Origin of the sequence: Mesorhizobium sp. M0830 (assembly GCF_040319965.1) — a bacterium.
GTDB lineage: Bacteria > Pseudomonadota > Alphaproteobacteria > Rhizobiales > Rhizobiaceae > Mesorhizobium.
This window is the reverse complement of the sequence record NZ_JAMYOR010000041.1, coordinates 26189-42816: the sequence shown is the minus strand read 5'-3', so window position 1 is coordinate 42816 and position 16628 is coordinate 26189. Positions and strand designations below refer to the sequence as shown.

Annotated in this window: 13 protein-coding genes and 4 pseudogenes; 10 read left to right on the top strand and 7 right to left on the bottom strand. The window is 58.3% G+C overall.

Annotated features, from left to right (window positions below; translation table 11 throughout):
* Nucleotides 1-144 precede the first annotated feature (144 nt).
* A complete protein-coding gene (locus tag NKI20_RS22340; RefSeq protein ID WP_352834344.1) occupies nucleotides 145-528 on the top strand; it encodes a hypothetical protein in 384 nt (127 codons plus the stop codon).
* A 241-nt stretch (nucleotides 529-769) separates the two neighbouring features.
* Here NKI20_RS22340 and NKI20_RS22335 read toward each other — a convergent pair whose 3' ends face one another.
* Nucleotides 770-1051, bottom strand: coding sequence for a hypothetical protein (locus tag NKI20_RS22335; RefSeq protein ID WP_352834315.1), 282 nt, complete (start codon nucleotides 1049-1051; stop codon nucleotides 770-772).
* A gap of 511 nt (nucleotides 1052-1562) precedes the next feature.
* Between NKI20_RS22335 and NKI20_RS22330 the strand changes: the two genes are divergently transcribed.
* A complete protein-coding gene (locus NKI20_RS22330) occupies nucleotides 1563-2000 on the top strand; it encodes a DUF7940 domain-containing protein (protein ID WP_502898148.1) in 438 nt (145 codons plus the stop codon).
* A gap of 269 nt (nucleotides 2001-2269) precedes the next feature.
* Here NKI20_RS22330 and NKI20_RS22325 read toward each other — a convergent pair.
* From NKI20_RS22325 to NKI20_RS33775, 5 genes and pseudogenes are all read right to left on the bottom strand, one after another.
* Nucleotides 2270-2491: pseudogene (locus tag NKI20_RS22325) on the bottom strand (CsbD family protein).
* A gap of 504 nt (nucleotides 2492-2995) precedes the next feature.
* Nucleotides 2996-3295: a DUF1236 domain-containing protein gene (locus tag NKI20_RS22320; protein WP_031260057.1), complete on the bottom strand. Its 300-nt coding sequence runs from the start codon at nucleotides 3293-3295 to the stop codon at nucleotides 2996-2998.
* Nucleotides 3264-3863: pseudogene (locus tag NKI20_RS22315) on the bottom strand (helix-turn-helix domain-containing protein); the annotation flags it as partial. The gene NKI20_RS22320 and the pseudogene NKI20_RS22315, both read right to left, overlap by 32 nt.
* A 336-nt stretch (nucleotides 3864-4199) precedes the next feature.
* A pseudogene (locus NKI20_RS22310) lies at nucleotides 4200-4828 on the bottom strand (SDR family NAD(P)-dependent oxidoreductase).
* A pseudogene (locus NKI20_RS33775) lies at nucleotides 4825-4914 on the bottom strand (oxidoreductase); the annotation flags it as partial. The pseudogenes NKI20_RS33775 and NKI20_RS22310, both read right to left, overlap by 4 nt.
* Before the next feature lie 211 nt (nucleotides 4915-5125).
* Here NKI20_RS33775 and NKI20_RS22300 point away from each other — a divergent pair.
* From NKI20_RS22300 to NKI20_RS22290, 3 genes are read left to right on the top strand one after another with little or no spacing between them, the layout of a single operon-like run.
* Nucleotides 5126-5728, top strand: coding sequence for a TetR/AcrR family transcriptional regulator (locus tag NKI20_RS22300; RefSeq protein ID WP_352834309.1), 603 nt, complete (start codon nucleotides 5126-5128; stop codon nucleotides 5726-5728).
* Nucleotides 5729-5779: 51 nt separating this feature from the next.
* Complete coding sequence (locus tag NKI20_RS22295; protein WP_352834338.1) at nucleotides 5780-6811, top strand: efflux RND transporter periplasmic adaptor subunit; 1032 nt, start codon at nucleotides 5780-5782, stop codon at nucleotides 6809-6811.
* The gene (locus NKI20_RS22290) at nucleotides 6808-9924 is read left to right on the top strand and encodes an efflux RND transporter permease subunit (RefSeq protein ID WP_352834306.1); all 3117 of its coding nucleotides are present in this window, start codon (nucleotides 6808-6810) and stop codon (nucleotides 9922-9924) included. The genes NKI20_RS22295 and NKI20_RS22290 overlap by 4 nt, the downstream gene beginning before the upstream one ends.
* A 144-nt stretch (nucleotides 9925-10068) precedes the next feature.
* Here NKI20_RS22290 and NKI20_RS22285 read toward each other — a convergent pair whose 3' ends face one another.
* Nucleotides 10069-10290, bottom strand: coding sequence for a hypothetical protein (locus NKI20_RS22285; RefSeq protein ID WP_352834304.1), 222 nt, complete (start codon nucleotides 10288-10290; stop codon nucleotides 10069-10071).
* A 426-nt stretch (nucleotides 10291-10716) separates the two neighbouring features.
* Between NKI20_RS22285 and NKI20_RS22280 the strand changes: the two genes are divergently transcribed.
* From NKI20_RS22280 to NKI20_RS22260, 5 genes are all read left to right on the top strand, one after another.
* Nucleotides 10717-11439 (top strand): haloacid dehalogenase type II, encoded by a 723-nt coding sequence (locus tag NKI20_RS22280; protein ID WP_352834300.1) that lies wholly within the window; start codon nucleotides 10717-10719, stop codon nucleotides 11437-11439.
* Between the two features lie 20 nt (nucleotides 11440-11459).
* Nucleotides 11460-11951 carry an Lrp/AsnC family transcriptional regulator gene (locus NKI20_RS22275; RefSeq protein ID WP_352834297.1) on the top strand — a complete coding sequence of 164 codons (492 nt, stop codon included), beginning with the start codon at nucleotides 11460-11462 and terminating at the stop codon, nucleotides 11949-11951.
* A 232-nt stretch (nucleotides 11952-12183) separates the two neighbouring features.
* Nucleotides 12184-13548 (top strand): aminotransferase class III-fold pyridoxal phosphate-dependent enzyme, encoded by a 1365-nt coding sequence (locus NKI20_RS22270; protein ID WP_352834294.1) that lies wholly within the window; start codon nucleotides 12184-12186, stop codon nucleotides 13546-13548.
* Between the two features lie 69 nt (nucleotides 13549-13617).
* Nucleotides 13618-15033, top strand: a complete 1416-nt coding sequence (locus tag NKI20_RS22265) for an FAD-binding oxidoreductase (RefSeq protein WP_352834292.1) — start codon at nucleotides 13618-13620, stop codon at nucleotides 15031-15033.
* 458 nt (nucleotides 15034-15491) lie between these two features.
* Nucleotides 15492-16613 (top strand): ABC transporter ATP-binding protein, encoded by a 1122-nt coding sequence (locus tag NKI20_RS22260; protein ID WP_352834289.1) that lies wholly within the window; start codon nucleotides 15492-15494, stop codon nucleotides 16611-16613.
* Nucleotides 16614-16628: the final 15 nt, after the last annotated feature.

Below are 16628 nucleotides of genomic sequence, written 5' to 3'. Positions count from 1 at the left end.
AGGCGGAGGGCAAGGCGATCGAGGCCGGTCAGAAAGACCTGTCGGCTTGTGGCCGAAATGGACGAACTGTCGATGAAGCCGCATCAAAAGGGTTCCGGCGTCATCACGGCGACCTCTGTCAAGGCCGGGGAGAACCGCGAGAACTTGGCGATCAAGAACATGGCGCTCAACCTGAAGGATGCGCTGGAGAGGGCTTTCGTGTTCGCGGAGCGCTATCGCGGTGCGGCCGACACGTTTCGGGCGCCCTCGGTCAATGTCGCGACGGAGTATGACCACGAGACGGGCAAAGACAGCCAGTCGGTCGACAGCCTCTTGAAGGTCCGCGTCGCTGGCGAGATCACGCGCGAAACGTTCTGGAGCGAATTGCAGCGCCGTGGCGAGCTTTCGTCTTCGTTCGATGCCGTTAAGGAAGCCGATGCGCTCGCGTCTGAAGCAACCGGGATGGGCGCAGGGGAAGACGCCACGGACAACGTCGACCCGAACGCCATCGAAGACTACGTCGATGACCCTTCAGCGGCCGTGGCATAGGAGGCACATCATGCAGCTAAAGCCTTGGTCGCTCCGTGGATTGATCGGCTCTTGTGGGCGGCCGGCGGCTTCGTCGTCGGCGTCGCCTTCACCCCCTTTGTCGCTTGGAAGGTGTTCCTATGAACGGCCGCAGCACCTTCCACGCCTACCGCGCAACCGCAGCAAATCGGGCCTTGTCAGTACCGGCAAACCCGAACGCGTTCCAGCACCCGGTGGTGATGGTGCCAGTGCCTCACCCACTTCACGTGACAGCGGTTATAGTGACGATGCCGGTAATAGTAGCGATGCGGGTAGCGCGCCACGTAGCCGGGATAATAATCGCGATAGTAGCGGGGGCCGTAATAGCGGCCGCCATAGTCGTAAAACGGCCGCCGCCGTAGAAGGGGCCACCACCGAACGGGCCGAGGCCGCCGAACGGACCAAAAAAGCCGATGCCAGGACCGAAGAATTGTGCATCCGCAGGCACGACCGTGGCAGCGGCGGAGGCGATGGCAATCACCGAAGCAAGTAACAGTTTTCTCATAGCAACCTCCCAGAAGGCCGATCACCCGATAAACGCCAGCAGGAACCGTATGTTCCCGATCGCTAATATTCTCGCGCGCCGTCTGCAAGCAACCTTCGCGCCAGGACCTTCGCCGAGGCGGAGGCTGTCAAGCTGATCGTCATCACGCCGGCTCCGGACGGCATCACCGGCTAGTCGCGGTACTGCAACGGCTTGTGGTCGGGTTCGGCGTGGTGAAGCACTTCGCCTAACTCCCCCATGTCGATCTCTTGGCCACATATGGGGCAAATCACGAAATGCTCCGCTTCAGGCTTGTAAGGCGCGTCATGGTCGGTCCCTTTGTGGCAGACCGCGATGTTCCTTGCTGGCGGCCGGTCACGAAGAACCTTCGTCAATTCGGCGCGGGCTAGATCGACCTTAGACTTCCGTCGAGCGTCGTTCATCCACTGCAACGTCGGTCGGGGCATTTTTGTCGCCGGCCTGACCATTTTCCCAACGCCGGGAAAATGATCCCAAACCAAGGACCATCGCTATGTCTGCCCTCCCTCTGTCGGCGAAAGCCGTCTGGAGGCCACTTCGTGCGACCGAAATCAGGATCATCGACAACTGGCCCGATGTCCTGAAGCGGGCTTGGTCGGTTCGCATGCTTGCGATTGCCGGCATTCTCTCCGGCGCTGAAGCGGTCTTGCCGCTCTACAGCGATCGGTTCCCGCCAAACGTCTTCGCCTCCCTTCTCTTCGTCACGATCGGCGCGGCGCTCATCGCCCCTTTGTGGCGCAACAACCAAAGGATCAAACCAATGAAAAGTCGTTATCTCCAGACCGGCGCAGCGGGACTTGCTTTGCTGGCCGCCGCCACCGCTTACACCGGGTCGTGGGAGGGGACGAAGTATGTCCCTTACTACGATGTCGGCCATGTCCTTACCGTGTGTCGCGGCCACACCGGGATCACGAATATCGTTTCCCGGTAAGCGCTAGACGTCGGCCGAATGCGACGCCATCACGGCGAAGGATATCGTCAACCATGAGAAGCGCCTGGTGGCGTGCGCTCCACGAATGCGCCAACAGTGATCAGAAGCGGGTCCAGATCCAGCGGGACGCGACCGCCGGCCAGTCTTCTTCCGCATTCCTGACTACGAGGGTCAGAAGCGGGAGCGCAACCGCGACCTGGAAGCCAACATCATTCGAAAAAACGGCGCGGTCCGTGACGGCGCCCTGAATTGACGGGTTCAACGCTTCCCTACCAGCCTTGTCGAGTATACCAGTCGTCGATGTCGCGGCGTACGCGATCCTTCTCAATGCCATAGCGCTCCTGGATTTTGCCTTCGAGCTGATCGCGCTTACCGGCGATGCGGTCGAGATCATCATCAGTGAGTTTGCCTCACTGTTCCTTGACCTTACCTTGTTCCTTGACCTTACCTTTGACCTGCTTCCAATTTCCTTCGACGCGGTTCCAATCCATGGTGGCGACCTCGTTGGAAAAACGGTCGTATGGCCGTGAGGTTCCGCTACAATACCGCAGAAGCGACAACCGCGACTGGAAGCCGATGTTCGATACGGCTTGACCAAACATTAGCAACCTCTAACTATTTGTGATTGCGGCAAGCGATGCTCACCCCATCACTGCCGAAGATCGGGATTTCACTGGCCCGATCGGCCCGCGCCTCCCGCAAGTGGCGCGGGCTCAATTGCACAAGAGATGCAAAGACCGACCATGGCTTTGGATGGCCAAAGAAATTGGCGACAAGGTGCGGATCGAGACGATCGACGGTTTGTCCAATTCGTACCGTCTAATATTTCAGGAAACTCGGTCGGCTTTTTTACGTTTATGGATCGCCAGCATTTCATAGTCCCCCTCGCTGGTATCTAAGAGGCCCGTCACCTCTCCCCGAGGTGGCGGGCTTTTGCGCCTGTTGGAACGGTTTGTTGGGTCGGCTCGCCGCCAGCGGCGGGCCGGAGGGCTGGTTCAGTCGTAGACCTTGACAATCTTGCGAGTGCCAGGATCGACAAGAACCGTCCGATTGTCGATCACGACATAGCGGTATTTAACGTTCGGAACTTCGTGAAGCTCGACGGTGTCTGGCAGCGATGAGCCGATATTGAGTTCCACGCCGGGAACCTTCACCGATGCCAAAGGCTGCTTCTTCACATACTCGTGGATGACCGTGTCCTGCTCAGGCGTAATGACCACGTCCTCGGCTGCGGCCGCGCCGATACCTGCGAGGAGCAGAAACGCCGCAACGGCGCCGGTAAGGTGCATTCTCATGTTTTCCTCCTATGAGATCGACGCAGAACTCCGCGCCAGCCAACAACTGGCCGGTGGCATCGTCGATAAAGACGAGCAGGGCGCATTTGGGACCGCGACTCTCAAACCACCAGTGATGCGATCCGTCGATTTGCACCAGCTCGCCGAGGCAGTCACGCCGGCCTCGTGGCTGGTGAAGCTGGCGTTTGCGCTCACGCCGTGATGTCCATATGCCGGCTTCTGTCATCCAGTGGCGCAGCGTCTCTTTGCTGACCCCGACCTGATGGCGTTGGAGCAACTTCTCGGCAGCCAGTGTCGGTCCGAAGTCGATATAGTGCTCGCGCACCAGGTCGAGCGCCGCATTGCGAAAGTCCTCGCTGTGACGGCGGTTGCTTGGTCGACCGCGCTTCCTCGAAGCAAGGCCAGCAGCGCCATCGCGATCATAGGCTTGCAACAGCCGGTGAACCTGTACGCGGCTCAATCGCAACAGTTGGGCCGCCTGGACAACGCTAAGCCGACGCTCCCGGATCTTCTGAATAGCTTCAAGGCGATGAAGTTCGTTCTGCGACAAGGTGACGAGACAAGGCATGACGGTCTCCAAGGAGCCCGGTCCGTCGCCTGGCTGAGGCCGCAAGGCTTCCTTTCTAGCTTCGAGTTGGCCAGAGCATGAGCTGTGAAAGTCGGGGACTGTCGCATCTCTAAATTGCTCAAGTGTCGCATCTCTATATAGCTGCTGCAACAGAAAGTCGCATACCCATATCTTATGTAACTTACAATCTTACTACATGAAAACTTAGACGACGGACCACTTCACAAGTTATGGAAAGCCGATAAAGGCAGCAGCGTGAGACAACTGGCGCCGCTCGTCAGAGTGCCAGTATTCCCTGGTCCTGAGCCGATAACGAGCCTCACTGTCCCTGTCGCGTCAAACCGCCCTGTTTTGCGTGGGCGCACGGCCGCCGCCATCGGCGACGAGCACAGCACCGGTGACGAAGGAAGCGGCATCGGAAGCCAGGAACAGGCAGCAGTTGGCGATCTCGGCCGGCTCGGCGACACGCCTAAGCGCGATGCGGCCGGTGAGCGCGGTGAACTCCTCGTCGGGCGTCGAGCCGTTGGCCGCTGCCGCCACTTCCATTTCGTAGACGCTCATCGGCGTGCGCACCCAGCCAGGCGCCACCGCGTTGGCGCGGATGCCGTCGGGGCCATGCGCATAGGCGAGCGAGCGGGTGTAGGAGACGAGTGCTGCCTTGCTGGCCGAATAGGCGGCATTCTGGCCGCCGGCATTGAAGGCGCCGACGGAAGCGATGTTGACGATCGCGCCGCCGCGCTTTTCATGAGCGGCAGTGCGGCGCGGCAGACCATCATGGCGCCCGTCACATTGACCGCAAAGCTGCGCGCCCAGGTTTCGTCGCTCAGGCTCTCCGGTTCGTCGAGGATCATCAATCCGGCGGCGTTGACGACGATATCGAGACACCCGCCGCAGGCGTCGATGGCACGTGCGACATCGTCTGCGCTGGTAAATCGCCGTGCGCGGCGACATTGCCGCTCGCCCATTTTCGCTCCAGCATGCCCGGCAGATAGGCGCTCGACAGGCGCACGCCGCTCATCACGTTGACGTCGAACAGACGGTCCCAGCCCGCATGATCGCCCGGCTGGAAGCTAGCCTCGGCGCGCTTTCTGTTGCGCACGACACGTACCATCACGTTAACCGAGGAAGGCGAGGTCTATACATGCCGCGCTGAGAATCTTGCAGGGTCTGAACGACGCCGATCAGGAAGGGTCTGCGGTTCGCGATCGCAACTTGACTCATTATTTGAACGCGTTTAATAAACGCGTTATCGGAGGGTCAACATGCCTCGACTGCCCATGACGGAAACAGAATTGTCGAATACGCGCGCTGCTATTCTCACGCAGGCGGCGAAGATCGTTGGACACTCTGGTCTGGCAGGGTTGTCGATGCGGCGATTGGCAGCGACCCTGAAATTGACGCCAGGAGCCATCTATCGCTATTTTCCAAGCAAGCAGGATCTTCTCTGGGCCTTCTGGCAAGATGCCCTTGCAGACCTTAGATCTTCGTTCGAGGAAATCGACTCTTCCACGGATGACCCACTGCTTGCCATCGGAACCATGCTCAGGGCCTACGCGGATTTCGGCCTGGCCGATCGCGACAGATTCCGGCTGCTGTTTCTGGAGAATGATCAAGGCCTTACCAATGTGCTTGAGCACGACGAAGCGGCACTCGCGCCCTATGCGAACCTGCGCAGGCGGGTCGCACAAGCAATATCAACGAAAATGATGGTCGAGCGCGATGTCGAGCGCACCACGCAGATGCTCTGGGCCTGTGTCCACGGCGCCGTAACCCTGACTGCTACCATCAATGAAATCGATTTCGGTGACGTCGACCAATTGATCGACGCGACGATCGACACGGTCATGCGTGGCCTCGCGGCCTAGGAGATAACAGAAATGCGGAAAATTATGCTGGGGGTCGTCCTCTTGGCGGCCATGCTTTCAGCGTGCTCGGAAGAACCGACCGCAACCGCGGAAGTGCGACCAATTCGATCGGTAGTGGCTGAGGCGAAGGAACTGGGGGAGACGGTCGTGCAGACCGGCGAAGTCCGGCCACGTCTTGAGACGGTCATGAGTTTCAGAATGAATGGCCAGTTGACCTATCGCGCCGAAACCGGTTCGACCGTGCGGGCGGGCGACATTGTGGCGGCAGTCGACAAGACGCCGGCCAACAACAATCTTGTGACTGCGACAGCGGAGGAAGCTTCGTCAAAATCAGCGCTCGCCCTTGCAGAAATGACTGCCGAGCGCAGTCAGGATCTCTTTGCCAAGAACGTGGCCTCCAAGGCGCAGATGCAGGAAACGCAGGCCAACTTCGAAGCCGCACGGGCCCGACTTGAGGTCGCGGCCGCAACGCTCGCCAGTGCCAAAGAAGCACTGTCCTACACGGAGTTGAAGGCTCAGCGTGACGGCATCATCTCCTCCGTTGCAGCCAATGAGGGCCAAGTCGTCGGCGCCGGCCAGGTGGTTGTGACGCTCATATCCAAAGAGGATCGCGACGCCGTCTTCGATATTCCCGAACGCTTGCTTGCGCTAAAGTCCAGCGACCCTGTGGTAGACGTCAGCCTGATTTCCAACCCTGACATAGTCGCCCGAGGTCGAGTGCGCGAAATCACGCCGGCTGCAGATGCAAGTACGCGAACTTTCCGGGTAAAAGTCGCGCTGGAGGCTGCGAGCAGTGAGATGCCGCTTGGCTCCGCTGTTCTTGGCAAGATCGTTCTGTCGCCTAAGAAACTGTTCCAACTGCCGGCATCGGCCTTGACCAATGATGGTGGCGCCAGCGCCGTCTTCGTCTATGATCGGGCAACGGGCAAGTTGCAATACCGAAAGGTGCATTTGGAGCGCTTCGACGACAAGGATCTACTGATCTCCACAGGGCTCGTCGATGGCGATATCGTGGCTACGGCCGGTGTCAGCAAACTGCGCGACGGCGAAGTCGTCAAGCTTGAAGGCGGGTCGGGCCAATGACCGGTGCGAAAGACGCGCTGACCCACGGCTTCAACCTGTCCGCCTGGACGCTCAAGCATCAGTCGCTGGTTGTATTCTTGATGCTTGCCACCGTCATCGGCGGCATCTGGAGCTATCAGCGGCTCTCCCGCAACGAGGACCCGCCCTTCACGATCAAGACCATGGTCGTTTCGGCAATGTGGCCTGGGGCGAGCACCACAGACACCGTAAATCTTCTGACAGACCCACTGGAGAAGAAACTGTCGGAGACGCCGCATATCGATTTTACCCAAAGTTACTCGCGGGCGGGCCAGTCCGTGATTTTCGTCAATCTTCGTGATGACACGCCGCCCGCCAAGGTCGACGAAATCTGGTATACCGTCCGCAAGAAAATCTCCGACACGGCGCCGACTTTGCCCGCGGGCGTGCAAGGGCCTTTCTTCGACGATGAGTTCGGCGACACCTTCGGCAGCATCTACGCCTTCACGGCAGAAGGTTTTTCGCAGCGCGAGCTTCGCGACCGGGTGGATGCAATCCGCGCTCAGGTCCTATCCGTGCTCAATATCGGCAAGGTAAACGTCCTGGGCGTTCAGGAAGAACAGATCGTCATCGAATTTTCGTCCAGCAAGCTGGCTGCATTGGGCATCGATCCGTCCGCGGCTATCGAAGCCATCCGTGCACAGAATGCGGTTGCGCCAACGGGAGTCGTGCGAACTGCCGGCGAAAAGATTTCCATGCGCGTCAGTGGTGCTTTCATGTCGGAAAAGAACCTCCACGACCTGACATTTAGAGCGGATGGCCGCTTCATCAGGCTCGAGGATGTTGCAAGCATTTCTCGCGAACTTGTCGATCCTCCCGCGCCGACCGTGCGGGTCAACGGCGAACCAGTCATGGCACTGGCGATTTCCATGTCCGAGGGCGGCAATCTTCTCACATTCGGAAAGGCCCTGAAGGGCAAGATGACATCGATCGCCAGCGAATTGCCGCACGGGATTGAGATGACGCAGGTGGCCGATCAATCCAGCGTGGTCAAGGATGCAGTGGGCGGCTTCGTCAAAGTCTTGCTGGAGGCGATCTTGATCGTGCTGGCGGTTTCCTTTGTTTCGCTCGGCACGAGGGCGGGCTTGGTCATCACCGCGTCCATTCCTCTTGTGCTGGCGATGACTTTCGTTGGAATGGATCTTGCCGGGATTGGCCTGCAGCGCATTTCGCTTGGCGCTCTTATCATTGCGCTGGGCCTTCTTGTTGACGATGCGATGATCACTGTCGAGACGATGGTATCGTGTTTGGAAAACGGCAAAGAAAAATCAGTAGCGGCAAGTCATGCCTATGAAACAACGGCTTTCCCCATGCTCACTGGAACGCTGGTGATGATCGCCGGCTTCATTCCTGTCGGTTTCGCGGCCTCAAGCGCGGGTGAGTATACTTTCTCGCTGTTCATGGTGGTCTTGATAGCACTTACTTCATCGTGGATTGTGGCGGTGTTCTTTTCACCCATCATTGGGACATGGATCCTGCCCAGAAGCATGCCGACTGGACACCACGAAAGCGGGTTCGTGATGTCGGCGTTCCGCAAACTTCTGAGCTGGTCGCTATCGCATCGATGGCTGACCTTGATACTCGCGGTGAGCGCCTTGTCCCTGTCGATAGTAGGCGCGACCCGTCTAGAACAGCAGTTTTTTCCTGCGTCCGATCGCCCCGAACTGCTTGTAAGCCTGACATTACCGCAAAACGCCTCGCGCGAAGCGACGGACAGGCGCGTGCGGCAGTTGGAGGTACTTCTCAAAAGCGATCAGGATGTTGATCATTTCACAACCTATGTCGGCTCCGGATCGGTTCGCTTCTATCTCCCAATGGACCTGCTGCTCGAAAACGACAATGTGTCCGAAACGGTGGTTGTCGCCAAAAGTGTCGAGCAACGCGACGCAGTCCGGACGCGCCTCGAAGCGGCGCTGGGCAGGGACTTCTCGGATGTGATCACCAGGGTTTCGCCGCTCGAACTCGGACCGCCGGTCGGCTGGCCACTGAAGTTCAGGGTTACCGGGCCCGACTACGAGAAAGTTCGGGAGCTTGCCTTGAAGGTTGCCAGCCTTGTCGGAGACGATCCGCAGAGCCGAGATGTCAACCTCACGGCCGGTGAGCCTCAGCGCAGCGTGACAGTCGTCGTCAATCAGATCGAGGCGCAGGCTCTCGGTATGAGTTCGGAGTCTGTTGCGAGCGAGATAGCCTCGGTCTTTTCGGGGACTACCGTGACGGCGGTTCGCGACAAGAACAGGCTTGTTGACGTTGTCGTCAAGGGCATCCAGGCGGACCGGACATCGGTCGCAACGATTGGCAACCTCCAACTGCGAACCGGTGATGGAAAGTCAGTTCCGCTGCGCCAGGTTGCAACCGTCGCGTATGGCATGGAGGACCCGATCGTATGGCGCCGGCAAGGCGAGCCGATGGTTGTCGTTCAGGCGGATGTCGCCAAGGGCGTCCAGGCAGCGACTGTGGCGAGGGAAGTCGACGCAAATCTGCAAACGCTTCGGTCTGACCTGCCGCCCGGCTATTCGATTGTGGCTGGCGGCATTACCGAGGAGGCGGAGAAGGGGAACTCATCCGTCTTCGCTGTCGTACCGATCATGCTGCTCGTGATTGTGGCGCTGCTGATGGTTCAGCTCCAGAGCTTCTCACGCATGGCCGTTGCAATGCTGATGGCTCCCTTCGGGCTCATTGGTGTCGTAGCCGCAATGCTGCCTACGAACACCCCGATGGGGTTCGTGGCGCAGCTCGGCGTCATAGCGTTGTCAGGCATGATTATTCGCAACGCGGTAATCCTCATCCAGGAAGTGGATCAGAACGTCGCGCTCGGCCAATCGCCCGACCAAGCCATTGTAGCCGCGGCCCTACACCGCGCTCGTCCCATCGTACTGACCGCATGCGCCGCGATTCTGGGCATGATCCCGATCGCCACCGAGATCTTCTGGGGGCCGATGGCTTACGCAATCATCGGGGGGCTTGCAGGTGCCACCGTTCTGACGCTGACGCTGTTGCCCTGCATGATGCTTTGGCTGCTCACGATCGAAAGTCGCGGCGCGCGTGATCTTCCTGCAGAAGTGACGGCAGGAGAGACAGCTCTGAACGGTGTGTAGCCAGAGCCTGCCAGCCGCACTTGGTTGGCCGCTGTCTTACATGGTCTCGTGGCAAGGGATAAGATAGGCTTGGACTGTCGGTCTTTTGACCATCGTCAGCAAATGTTTACATTGGCACGGTTTCACAAATAGAGGGGTCATCGTTCATCCGCTTGCGAAATGAAATGCCAGTAGAACGCCTACTGGAAACTCCGACATACCGTCGATATTCGATTTGATCGGGCTTATGGCAACAGCCGAGGCTTGGCGCCCTTGCGCGGAAGGAAAGTCGGCCCCCACGTAGGCCGCAATTGCCGCAGGGTCAGCAAGGCCGCTGGTTTCGAGCACGATCTGTTCGGCCGACGGCGAGAGCCCATCCTTGTTCATTACAGATTCCGCTCAGCACGGCCAAAAGCGCATCCTTGTTCCGACAGTCTGTTTCTAAGCCGCTTAGGCAATTGCCCGCGATGGCTTTTCCCAATCCAGCATAATATGCCAATTCGAAGCCCCCTTTTCGGCAGAGCATGCCATCTGAGTGCATGGATTCTACGGCGATTGGTTGTTGATTCAGCGCAAGATGCCAGCGTTCGAACTGTATACGAGCCCAGATGGGCGCCTCAGCGCCTGAAAGGGTAGACAAGCGCTTCGCCTGAACTCAGCTTGAAATAAATGCACTTTTATAGCGCCGTGCCGCACTTCACGATTGGAAGGCAGTCAATTGCGAGCATCCCGAGCAATGCGTCTCGTTATGCAGTGAAGGTCAGCGCGTCCACTTAATGCCAGCTTATCCCATCGACACCAAGGACTTACGCCATGAAACTGACAGACTTCAAAGCCCTGACCTTTGACTGCTATGGTACGCTGATCGATTGGGAATCAGGCATGTTCGAGGGCCTCAAGCCCTTGACCCGCCGCCTCCCAAAAGCGCTATCGCGAAACCAAGTGCTCGAGGCACATGCCCGTCACGAATCGTCCCAGCAATTGCAGACGCCGGCCAAGAACTACCGCGATCTTCTGCCAATCGTCTACAGACGTTTGGCCGAAGAATGGGGCATTTCGGTTTCATGGGCTGAATGCGTAGCATACAGCAAGTCGGTGAAGAATTGGCCGGCGTTCACCGACTCCGCGGGCGCCCTGCAATATCTCAAGCGTCACTACAAACTGGTCATTCTGTCGAATGTCGACAACGAGAGTTTTGCCGCGAGCAACGAAAAGCTCGAGGTCGAGTTCGACGCGATCTACACCGCGGAAGATGCCGGCTCCTACAAACCTTCAGATCGCAACTTCGAATACATGATCAAGAAGCTGGAGACGCTGGGCATTCAGAAGGACGAGATCCTACACACTGCTGAAAGCATGTTCCACGACCACGGGCCGGCGAATCGTCACGGCCTCGCCTCTTGCTGGATCTATCGTCGCTACAATCAGGAAGGCTTCGGCGCTACCATGCATCCGGGCAACATGCCGAAATACGAGTTCCGGTTCGATAGCATGGCTGATCTCGCCAAGGCTCATCAGGAAGCTCTCCGGGGCTGATTCTATAAGGTTGCGCGAGAATGGCTGGATTACCAAAACTAGACCGGATCGATATCAATATTCTCGCGCAGCTGCAGCAAAACGGGCGGCTTTCGAACGTCGATTTGGCTGAATTGGTGGGATTGTCACCAAGCCCCTGCCTGGCACGAGTGAGGCGCCTGGAAGAAGCTGGCTATATTGTAAGCTACAACGCCCGGCTCCATCTGTCCAAACTTGTCGATCATCTTACAGTATTCACCGAGGTGACGTTGAACGACCACAGGCGGGAGGATTTCATCAAATTTGAGGCCGATATTCGTAGATACGAAACGCTCCAGGAGTGCCATCTGGTTAGCGGTGGCTATGACTATCTACTGAAATTCGTCAGCAAGAACGTTTCCAGTTATCAGGAACTTATGGAATCGATTCTCGATCGGAACATCGGCGTTGAAAAATACTTCAGCTATATCGTTATCAAAACCATTTTCGACCGCGGAACCGTTCCGTTGAAGTCACTGATCAACGAGAGTTGATCACATAAGCTATTCTCTTGGGATTGAGACGTTCACGCGGCAACACCGCGGCAAGGGACGGACCGGGATAACCTTAAGCGGCCCGCCTCGGCCAAGCCAATCGGGTCGTCCAGCACGATGTGCGTCCCTGCTGCCGGATACGGCACAAAACTTGGTTCCCGATGCCAGAACCGCAGCGACAATTCGCAGGGGCATTGCCACCATGATGGATAACCAATCATGAGGTGACGAAATGCTGTCAAACAGCCTGATAGAAGATGATCGTGCTCATCTCATCCATCCTGTCACCTCCCTTCGCGCGCACGAACAGCGCGGCGTCATCATGTTGCAATCAGCCAAAGGCTGCTTCATCACCGATGCATACGGCCAGACGTTGCTTGACGGGTTTGCCAGCCTTTGGTGCGTAAACGCGGGTTATGGACAAGAGAGCATCGTCGAGGTCGCGATGGAGCAGATGCGGCGGCTGCCCTACGCAACCGGCTATTTCCATTTTGGCAGCGAGCCTGCAATCCGGCTTGCCACGAAGCTGGCCGAAGTTACGCCTGGCGACCTGAACCACGTCTTCTTTACGCTCGGCGGTTCGGACGCCGTCGACACCGTCGTGCGAATGGTGCGCTACTACAACAATGTGCGCGGACTTAAGCGCAAGAAGCACTTCATCAGCCTCGAGCGAGGCTATCACGGCTCCAGTTCGAACGGCGCGGGCCTCACGGCGCTTCCGATCTTCCACGACAAGTTCGATCTGCCACGCTCCTGGCAGCATTACATCCCCTCGCCTTACCCCTATCGCAACGTCGTGGGAGAGGATCCCGCGACCATCACCGCAGCATCGGTGCAGGCCCTGAAGGATAAGGTTCGGGAGATCGGCCAAGAGAACGCGGCCGCGTTTATATGTGAGCCGGTCCAGGGTTCCGGGAGCGTAATCGTGCCGCCGACAGGCTATCTAACGGCCATGCAGGCAGCTTGCCGCGAGCTCGGAATTCTCTTCGTCATTGATGAAGTCATTACCGGTTTCGGCCGCACGGGGCCGATGTTCGCGTGCGAGCATGAAGGTATTGAACCGGATTTCATGACCGTCGCGAAGGGGCTTACCTCCGGCTATGTGCCCATGGGCGCCGCAATCGTTTCCGACCGCATCTATGAGGTCATCGCCAACGGAACGGCCGACGGGTCGGCGTTCGGCCACGGTCTGACCTATTCCGGGCATCCGGTAAGCGCTGCAGTCGGGCTTGAGGTCATGCGGCTCTATCAGGAAGGCGGCCTCCTGGAGAACGGCAGGCGGGTTGGCGACTATTTTGGACGGAGATTGAGGGAGTTTCGTGATCACCCGCTGGTCGGCGATGTACGCTCTGTCGGCCTGCTGGGCGCCATTGAACTCGTTGCCGACAAGGAAACGAAACGCAAGCCCTCGAGAGACGCGCGAATCGGTCCACGCCTGTTCGACGCCGGCTACAAGAATGGTCTGATCTTCCGCGCTTTTGGCGATGACACGATCGGTTTCGCTCCTCCCCTTTGTATCACCGAAAGTGAAGTGGACCTGCTGATCGAGCGGCTCGACAAGACACTCGACTTGGCCCTGGACTTCAAGGACGTATGAGCAGTCCAACTCAAAGATTTAGTCACAACCTTGTCTGGTTGGATGCCAATTCCAATGAATGACCCCACTATGGACCACATCGAAGAGGTGCTTGCCCATCTGCCGCAGGAGATCGTCACGCGCGATCAGGATATCATATCCGCCTACACGACCGACTTTCGCCGGCACTATGTCGGCCGCACGACCGCGGTTTTGAGGCCGCGAAATACGGAGCAGGTGCAGCACATCGTCCGCGCTTGCGCCGAACGCCGTGTCCCGCTCGTCCCGCAGGGCGGTAATACCAGCTATTGCACCGCGGCCACGCCGAGCGACAAGGGCGACGAACTTGTCGTCAGCCTCGAAAGAATGAACACCGTGCGGGACCTCGATCCGGCGAATCTGTCGGTTTCGGCAGATGCCGGCATCATCCTCAGCGACCTTCAACAGGTCGCAGCCGATGCCGACCTGTTGCTGCCGCTGGCGCTCGGCTCGCAGCAGTCATGTCGCATTGGCGGCAATCTTTCGACCAACGCGGGCGGAATCTCCGTCTTGCGGTACGGGATGGCCCGCGATCTCGTCCTCGGTCTCGAAGTCGTGCTTCCCGACGGTAGCCTCTATAGCGAACTCAACCCTTTACGGAAGAACAACTCCGGCTATGACGTCAAGCAGTTGTTCATAGGCGCCGAGGGCACCCTGGGCATCATCACTGCCGTATCACTGAAGCTCGCGCGAAAACCGCGACAAACGGTGACGGCGTTTCTTGCCATTGACGACGTCGAGAGCCTGGCAAAAATCCTCGCTGCAGCGCAGGTTCGAACCGGCGAGCAAATCACGTCATTTGAGTACATATCTGACTCTTCGTTGCAGCTGCTTCTGGACGCAAAGGCAGACCTTCGTAGTCCCTTGCAGGGGAAGAGCCGGCATTACGTTCTGCTAGAAGCAGCGACGGCCTCGCCTGTGCTCAACCTTGAAGAGACCGTCACCGGACTGCTCGGCGAACTTTTCGAACATGGCCTGATCACGGACGGGACCATGGCCTCGAGCGGCCAGCAGCGGGCGGAGTTCTGGCATCTCCGCGAAAGCATACCGGAGGCGGAGGTTCACCACGGCGGTTCCGTCAAACATGACGTAGCTGTGCGCACGTCGCGGCTGGCGGCCTTCATCGAAGCGGCATCACGACTAGTCGAACAGAATGCTGAAGGCGCCGTTGCTTCAGTCTATGGCCACGTTGGTGACGGGAATGTCCACTTTAACTTGGTCCCCCCCGCTCTATCCGACAAGGGTGAGTTCAAGAGTCGGCTTGCACGGGAAATCTCTCCGCTGATCTATCAACTCGCAGCCGAAATGGAGGGCACGTTTAGCGCCGAGTACGGTATAGGTCGCGTGAAGATGGATTTGTTGGAGCGATATGGTGCGCCAGGCAAACTGCGCGTCATGAGGTATATAAAGACCGCCTTGGATCCGTACGGCATCATGAACCCCGGCAAGGTTATGGCAAACCTTTAAGTGAACGACATTCATGTTGTCTGAGTGAGTGTTTGGCCGCGAAGCCGCAGCTTTGGGTTGCCTAACGGAGCTGGTGGATAGATTCCGCCAGGCAAGCCGGAAACCGACAAAACGCCGTTGCGGCCCCATTTGCTTAATTTCCGGCGCAGAAACCGGGCTCTGCCAGCAAAACTGGTGAAGCTCGGCCCCAAGAAAACCGAACTACCGGAGCGGGCGGTCCAAGCAGCCCCTTTCTTAGACCCTGCACTGACTAAGAATCGTTTCAATATTGCCATTAACAGCCGGCACATTTGCAACGATCGACCTGCCTGAACGGCAGGTGCCGCCGTGGTGCTGGACCACATCGGTCAAACATGCCGCTCCTGCAGCCCTAGCGTTACGACGGCTCAATCAAGCGCAGATCTGCGGGCGAGCCAACAGCGACGGATCAACAGCAACCAGACGGGAAGAGCCCAAGGATGTCGGAGCCGGAGCGACCTGGGAAGAGATGCGGTCTTGCAGGTGATTTTGTAGAATTCATCGACATTCAAAAGACCTACGACGGTGAGACGCTCGTCGTCAAAAACCTCAACCTGTCGATAGGCCACGGCGAGTTCCTGACACTGCTGGGGCCATCGGGTTCTGGCAAGACGACGTCCCTCATGATGCTCGCCGGCTTCGAAGTGCCAACGCAAGGGCGCATCGAGCTTGACGGACGTCGCATCAACGACCTAGCTCCGCACAAGCGCGATATTGGCATGGTTTTCCAAAACTATGCGCTCTTCCCGCATATGACGGTTGAGGAGAACCTCGCATTTCCGCTCCAGGTGCGTCGGATGCCAAGGGCCGATATTGACAAGAAGCTCGAGCGCGCACTCGAAATGGTGCAACTCACCCAGATGCGCAGACGCCGGCCATCCCAGCTTTCCGGTGGGCAGCAGCAGCGGGTCGCCCTGGCTCGCGCACTCGTATTCGATCCGAAACTGGTCCTGATGGACGAACCGCTCGGTGCGCTTGACAAACAATTGCGAGAGCACATGCAGATCGAGATCAAGCACATCCACGAGCAACTTGGCGTCACAGTTGTCTACGTCACACACGATCAGTCCGAAGCTCTCACAATGTCGGATCGGGTGGCTGTGTTCAACGACGGTGTCGTCCAGCAACTGGCGCCTCCGGCCGATCTCTATGAAAGACCTGAGAACGCGTTCGTCGCTCAGTTCGTCGGCGAAAACAACAAACTGACCGGAGTCGTTTCGTCACTGAATGCGAAGGAGTGCGTTGTCAATGTCAAGGGACACGGCGACGTTCGCGCACTGCCGATCAGAGCCCACGCGCCCGGAAACAAAACGACGCTGTCGCTTCGACCCGAGCGGGTGCGCATCAATCCGACCGCTGGAGCATGTGCCAACCTGTTCGACGCCCGCGTCGAAGAGCTGATCTACTTGGGTGATCACACCCGCGCTCGGGTCTCGGTCCTTGGCTCCAACGATTTCATCATCAAACTGCCCAATGCCGAAGGCGTGCCAGACCTGACACCCGGATCACGCATCCAGGTCGGCTGGAAACCCGAGGACTGCCGGGCTCTCGACTGTAGCTGACGGCGTCAAAAGGCA

Bases quoted from the DNA above. Each gene is read 5' to 3' on its own strand.
- NKI20_RS22270 (WP_352834294.1), top strand. From the start codon at position 12,184: ATGCTGTCAAACAGCCTGATAGAAGATGATCGTGCTCATCTCATCCAT.
- NKI20_RS22260 (WP_352834289.1), top strand. From the start codon at position 15,492: ATGTCGGAGCCGGAGCGACCTGGGAAGAGATGCGGTCTTGCAGGTGAT.
- NKI20_RS22265 (WP_352834292.1), top strand. From the start codon at position 13,618: ATGGACCACATCGAAGAGGTGCTTGCCCATCTGCCGCAGGAGATCGTC.
- NKI20_RS22285 (WP_352834304.1), bottom strand. From the start codon at position 10,290: ATGAACAAGGATGGGCTCTCGCCGTCGGCCGAACAGATCGTGCTCGAA.
- NKI20_RS22275 (WP_352834297.1), top strand. From the start codon at position 11,460: ATGGCTGGATTACCAAAACTAGACCGGATCGATATCAATATTCTCGCG.
- NKI20_RS22320 (WP_031260057.1), bottom strand. From the start codon at position 3,295: ATGAGAATGCACCTTACCGGCGCCGTTGCGGCGTTTCTGCTCCTCGCA.
- NKI20_RS22335 (WP_352834315.1), bottom strand. From the start codon at position 1,051: ATGAGAAAACTGTTACTTGCTTCGGTGATTGCCATCGCCTCCGCCGCT.
- NKI20_RS22290 (WP_352834306.1), top strand. From the start codon at position 6,808: ATGACCGGTGCGAAAGACGCGCTGACCCACGGCTTCAACCTGTCCGCC.
- NKI20_RS22280 (WP_352834300.1), top strand. From the start codon at position 10,717: ATGAAACTGACAGACTTCAAAGCCCTGACCTTTGACTGCTATGGTACG.
- NKI20_RS22295 (WP_352834338.1), top strand. From the start codon at position 5,780: ATGCTTTCAGCGTGCTCGGAAGAACCGACCGCAACCGCGGAAGTGCGA.
- NKI20_RS22300 (WP_352834309.1), top strand. From the start codon at position 5,126: ATGCCTCGACTGCCCATGACGGAAACAGAATTGTCGAATACGCGCGCT.
- NKI20_RS22330 (WP_502898148.1), top strand. From the start codon at position 1,563: ATGTCTGCCCTCCCTCTGTCGGCGAAAGCCGTCTGGAGGCCACTTCGT.